Source organism: Mammaliicoccus fleurettii, assembly GCF_003970575.1.
Lineage (GTDB): Bacteria > Bacillota > Bacilli > Staphylococcales > Staphylococcaceae > Mammaliicoccus > Mammaliicoccus fleurettii.
Genome location: NZ_RXWZ01000105.1, coordinates 1 through 5379, shown reverse-complemented (window position 1 = coordinate 5379; position 5379 = coordinate 1). Strand labels below are relative to the sequence as shown.

General features: G+C 32.6%; 6 protein-coding genes. 4 read left to right on the top strand and 2 right to left on the bottom strand.

Annotated elements, in window-relative coordinates:
- Nucleotides 1-156 precede the first annotated feature (156 nt).
- From CD129_RS08610 to CD129_RS08600, 3 genes are read left to right on the top strand one after another with little or no spacing between them, the layout of a single operon-like run.
- Nucleotides 157-1098, top strand: a complete 942-nt coding sequence (locus CD129_RS08610) for an agmatinase family protein (RefSeq protein ID WP_115337744.1) — start codon at nt 157-159, stop codon at nt 1096-1098.
- 28 nt (nt 1099-1126) lie between these two features.
- The gene (locus CD129_RS08605; protein ID WP_078357283.1) at nt 1127-2350 is read left to right on the top strand and encodes an Nramp family divalent metal transporter; all 1224 of its coding nucleotides are present in this window, start codon (nt 1127-1129) and stop codon (nt 2348-2350) included.
- A gap of 32 nt (nt 2351-2382) precedes the next feature.
- A complete protein-coding gene (locus tag CD129_RS08600; RefSeq protein WP_078357282.1) occupies nt 2383-2826 on the top strand; it encodes a YtoQ family protein in 444 nt (147 codons plus the stop codon).
- 71 nt (nt 2827-2897) lie between these two features.
- Here CD129_RS08600 and CD129_RS08595 read toward each other — a convergent pair whose 3' ends face one another.
- Both CD129_RS08595 and CD129_RS08590 read right to left on the bottom strand, forming a co-directional pair.
- Complete coding sequence (locus CD129_RS08595) at nt 2898-3362, bottom strand: threonine/serine exporter family protein (protein WP_078357281.1); 465 nt, start codon at nt 3360-3362, stop codon at nt 2898-2900.
- Between the two features lie 10 nt (nt 3363-3372).
- Complete coding sequence (locus CD129_RS08590) at nt 3373-4131, bottom strand: threonine/serine exporter family protein (protein WP_078357280.1); 759 nt, start codon at nt 4129-4131, stop codon at nt 3373-3375.
- Nucleotides 4132-4357: 226 nt separating this feature from the next.
- On the opposite strand from CD129_RS08590, the gene CD129_RS08585 reads away from it, so the two are divergent.
- Nucleotides 4358-4798 (top strand): MarR family winged helix-turn-helix transcriptional regulator, encoded by a 441-nt coding sequence (locus CD129_RS08585; protein WP_115337745.1) that lies wholly within the window; start codon nt 4358-4360, stop codon nt 4796-4798.
- Nucleotides 4799-5379: the final 581 nt, after the last annotated feature.

Here is a 5379-nt window from a genome sequence, read left to right as displayed (position 1 = left end):
CATTAATATAAATCCCTCCTAACTCAATTAAATAAATAATACTAAATTTATTAAAATTATTATTCCCTATTTCAAAGATAATATTCAGAAAAATTTGAAAACGTTTGTTTACTTTTATATAATGGTCATTAACTAGTTGAAAGGAGTCCTTTTACAATGACTGAACGAATTTATGGTAATACCCCTTGCTTTTTAGGTGGTAAAAATTTAACTAAAGAAAAAGATTATTCGACAGATGTTCTCGTATATGGTGTACCTTTCGAAGGCCCATGCACATGGGGAGACTATACGGGGTGTGAATTAGGCCCTAAACAAATCAGATTATCATCTGCTAGATATAGTGGCTATCTCCCTGAATTAGATCATATAGATGTTAATCAACATTTATCAATCGGTGACGTTGGAGATGTTTCAACTGTACCTCATGATGTTGAACAAACAGTAAATAATATTGAGACATTTGCAGAAGATTTATGGCGATCTAATAAATTTTTAGTTGGATTAGGCGGAGACCATGGTATTACATATCCAATTTTAAAAGGTTTAACAAATAACGGAAAAAAAGTAGGTATTATTCACTTAGACGCACATTACGATAATATGCCACACTATGAAAACGAACGATTTGCACGAAACACACCATTTATGAGGTTGTATGAAACTGAAGGCATTCGTAATGAAAGTTTAATTCATACTGGTATACACGGACCTCGAAATCAGCCTGAAACTGGTAAATTCGCTAAAGAAAATGGTGCTGTCACGATCACGATTAACGAAATCAAAGAAACGTCAGATTTAAGAAAATTTGCAAGAGATATCTATGCACAAGCTAGTAAAGATGTAGATGTTGTTTACTTAACAATTTGCAGTGATGTATTAGATTTCGCATTTAATCCAGGTGGTCCAGTTGATGGTAACGGACTGACAAGTTACGAATTACTTACTATGATATACGAATTTGGTAAATTAGGCCTTGTAGGTATGGACTTTGTTGAAGTCTATCCTATGCAAGATGCTAACCAAAATTCATCTCACTTTGTATCAACAGCTGTGCTTTATGTATTAGCCGGACACATTAAATACTTAAATAAAATTTAATGCCTGACATACGAAGGGATGGATTCATATGGCAGAACAGAGAGAAAGAAGTAAGTTCAGCATATTTGGTCCTGGCATGATTATAACCGCTTCATTTGTGGGACCAGGGACAGTTACGACTATGACTCAAGGTGGAGCCGGGTTTGGTTATAGTCTACTTTGGGCAGTGTTATTCTCAATTATTGCTACAATTGCATTACAAGAGATGGTTGCTCGATTAGCACTCGTTACAAATGAAGGTTTAGGTGAAGCCATACGTGATATTTTTAATCATCACCTCCTAAAAATCATCACTGTTTGGTTTAGTATGGTTGCTGTCGCAGTAGGTTGTGCCGCTTATATATCTGGTGATTTACTAGGTACTTCTTTAGGTGCTGCCTACTTACTTGATATACCTGAACATATCATCGCACCAGTAATCGGTATTATCATCTTATTAATAGGATTAAAAGGAAGTTATGATTTAATAGAAAAAGTCATGACCGTGCTCGTTCTTATTATGGGTGTTATTTTTATAACAACTGTAATTGTTATTCAACCAGATTTTGGTGCTGTTCTTAAAGGGGCATTCGTACCAAGCATACCTAATGGATCACTTCTAACAGTGATTGCGTTAATTGGTACAACAGTCGTTCCGTATAACTTTTTCATACATGCGACGTCTATTCACGAACGTTTTAATGGTGTTAAAGATTTAAAAATCGTTAGAACAGATACAATTCTAGCTATTGGGCTAGGCGGTCTGATTTCAGCTGCCATTCTAATAACTGCAGGTACATTAATAGAAGGCAGAGAAGTTAAGAGTTTAGTTGAATTATCTGAACCGCTTAAACCAATACTTGGTGATTTTGCTCCATTATTTATGAGTATCGGTTTATTCTCTGCAGGTTTATCATCTGCCATTGCCTCTCCTATGGGTGCTGCAGCTACTATAAGTAGTTGTCTTCGCTGGAAAGGTGGCCTAAAGAGTAAAAAATATCGACTAGTCTTTGCTATCGTGATATTTATCGGCATAATTACTTCTTCTCTTGGATTTGAACCATTAGAAGTATTATTAATTGCTCAAGCATTAAATGGTATTATATTACCGCTTATTGCAGTATTAATTTTTATTATCTTGAACAAGAAAAATATGATGGGCAAATTTGCAAATGGCATCGTGCTTAATATCATTGGAATATTCGTTGTTTTAGTCGTTTCGTTCTTAGGTATTTATAGTTTAATAGATGCTATTCAAAGTTTCATGAGTTAATTATCAAGAATTTATAGGGGATGAAATATTTTATGACAAAATTAACAGTCTATCTAGCAGGACAAATACATGATAATTGGAGAGAAGAAATCACCCAAAAAGCACAAGAAAGTAATTTACCATTAACTTTTGTTGGGCCACAAACAAATCATGATCGTTCTGATAATGTAGGTGAAGCCATATTAGGAGAACAACCAAACAATTATTATAAAGATAACGCAGCATCAGACATCAATAATTTGCGTACACAAGTATTGATGAACAAAGCAGATATCGTAATTGCTTTATTTGGAGAAAAATATAAACAATGGAATACAGCTATGGATGCATCAACTGCAGTTGCACTCAACAAACCATTGATTCTTGTACGTCCAACAGACTTAATCCATCCATTAAAAGAACTATCCAACAAAGCTAATGTCACTGTAGAAACAGTCGATCAAGCATTAGATGTTATTAAGTACATTTATGAGTAAAAATTTTAAAAAGGAGTGGAACAGAAATCTAGTTTTAAAAAATAGATTTCTGTTCCACTCCTTTTTATTCATCATTTCAATTTCATTTTCATTTTCATTTGTTTCTTATATTTAAAATAAACTTTTGATAATAAATCTGCTATGAGCAACCCAAGTGCAATAGAACTTGATATTAAAGCTACTTTAATCATTGTTATCAAAGCTTCATGATAGTCATTGAGCACTAAATTTTTAATTGCTTCATAAGCGGTTCCTCCTGGTACAAGTGGAATAATTCCAGGAATGATAAACAAAATAATTGGCGAAAAGAATCGCTTACTCATAAAGTGACTCATGATTCCAATAAAGAAACCACCTATAAATGAAGATTGTACATCTGAATCATTAAATAATAGACTTGATTGAAATGCCATCCATCCTATTGCACCAACTATTCCTGCAGGTACTAACAAGTATTTAGGTGAATTAAATAATACGCCAAATAATAAAGATGCTCCAAAACTAAATACAATATTTAATATTATTGTTATTATCATAACTCACCTCTCAAGAGAAAATTAATAATACAACGCCTACACCTACTCCTATCGCTATTGAAGTAAATGTTGCTTCTAAACCTTTAGAAATACCAACTAACAATTGTCCAAGAAATAAATCTTGTATCGCATTTGTTATTAATACCCCTGGTACAATAGGCATGACTGCAGATATTATTGAAATATTTACTGTATTCCCACCAGTTATGATTTGATTCCATATAGCTATTAAAGCAATTACACTAGCAGCAACTATTTCTGCTATAAACTTCACATTCGTCCATGAATGTAATAACTCTACGATACAATACCCTATTGCGCCGGCAATGAAAGTTGCGATGATATCTTCTTTAATTCCACTAAATAAATATAGGAAAAATACTGATATAAGCCCTGCAGCAACCATTTTAAATGGTAAAGAATATGGATATGGTGAATTATGTATAGTAAGTATTCTCTTTAAAGCCTCTTCTGCCGATATTTGTTCTTTTTCTAACATTCTCGATACATTATTTACACGATGAATATTGCCTAAATTAGTATCTCTCTTTTTCACTCTATAAACTCTTATATTATCATCTATATCTAAAGCAAAATTTATAAAAGTTGAACTTACATAACATTGATTATTAGGATATCCTAGACGTTTAGCCATTCTAAACATCGTATCCTCAACACGAAATGCCTCTGAACCCGCTTCTAAAAGAACTAGACCCGCATTCATCACTATTTCTTGAACTAATTCTTTTGAATGCTTTTTTTGATTCATACTATACACACCTCGTTTCTTAGTTACATCTATATAAGAATATCAAATATAACATTACATTTTAACTTTAAAAGTAATAAAAATAAAAAAATTTGGGATTTCAAAATATTTTTCAAAAACTACATTTAATATGCTAAATTTTTCTATTTTATGAACATTTACGATACAACTTGACTTTACATTAATTTCATAATAGGCTTAATTTTGACGTAAGGAGGAAAATAAAATGGAAACACCACCAATCAACAAACAACTTGGTTTCTTATTATATGTTGCGTCAAAAGAGCTTATTAAAAAATATACACCGATATTGAATAAATATAACTTAACTTATACAGGTTATATCGTTCTTGTAGCTATAGATAAAAACGAAGTCATCAATATTAAAACTTTAGGCGACAGACTATATTTAGATTCTGGAACATTAACACCATTATTAAAAAAACTAGAAGAAAAAGGATTCATTAACCGTGAAAGAGCGATTAATGATGAAAGAAATTTACGCGTTTCACTAACTGAACAAGGCATTGAAACACAATCTGAAATCTCAGAAGAAATCGTAAAAGTATTTCAAGGATTAGAAGTAGGCTCTGAGAATTCTTTAGAATTAAGAGATTCTATAGAAAAATTCATACAAACAACTCTTAACAAAGACATATCAGAATAAATTAATTAACTACCTCATTGTATAATGTCTTTTAATATTTAATAAGCAGTAGAAATTCATTGTAAACATTGAATTTCTACTGCTTTTTCTAATAATGCTGATTAGAGTGAGCTTAGATTGTGCTTACTGGCAGAATTCCGAATTGTGCTCCTTAGAATGTTCTTACTGGCAGAATTACGAATTGTGCTCCTTAGATTGTTCTTACTGGCAGAATTCTGAATTGTGCTCCTTAGATTGTGCTAACTAGCAGAATTCTGAATTGTGCTCCTTAGACTGTTCTTACTGGCAGAATTCCGAATTGTGCTCCTTAGATACTGCTTCTTACGGACATTTCTCGGAATTATGTCCCTAACAACACCTCTTACAGACATTTCTCAGAATTATGTCCCTTACACTACCCCTTACGGACTTTTCTCAGAATTATGTCCCTTACACACCCTCTTACGGACTTTTCTCAGAATTATGTCCCTTACACACCCTCTTACGGACTTTTGGACCGTCTACACTTAATTGGACAACTTCTTTAAAGAGAAGTATTGTTAAAATTAAGAAAGTAGGTGGTCTTTTTATGAGAAGAGAGC

Bases quoted from the DNA above. Each gene is read 5' to 3' on its own strand.
- CD129_RS08610 (WP_115337744.1), top strand. From the start codon at position 157: ATGACTGAACGAATTTATGGTAATACCCCTTGCTTTTTAGGTGGTAAA.
- CD129_RS08605 (WP_078357283.1), top strand. From the start codon at position 1,127: ATGGCAGAACAGAGAGAAAGAAGTAAGTTCAGCATATTTGGTCCTGGC.
- CD129_RS08600 (WP_078357282.1), top strand. From the start codon at position 2,383: ATGACAAAATTAACAGTCTATCTAGCAGGACAAATACATGATAATTGG.
- CD129_RS08595 (WP_078357281.1), bottom strand. From the start codon at position 3,362: ATGATAATAACAATAATATTAAATATTGTATTTAGTTTTGGAGCATCT.
- CD129_RS08590 (WP_078357280.1), bottom strand. From the start codon at position 4,131: ATGAATCAAAAAAAGCATTCAAAAGAATTAGTTCAAGAAATAGTGATG.
- CD129_RS08585 (WP_115337745.1), top strand. From the start codon at position 4,358: ATGGAAACACCACCAATCAACAAACAACTTGGTTTCTTATTATATGTT.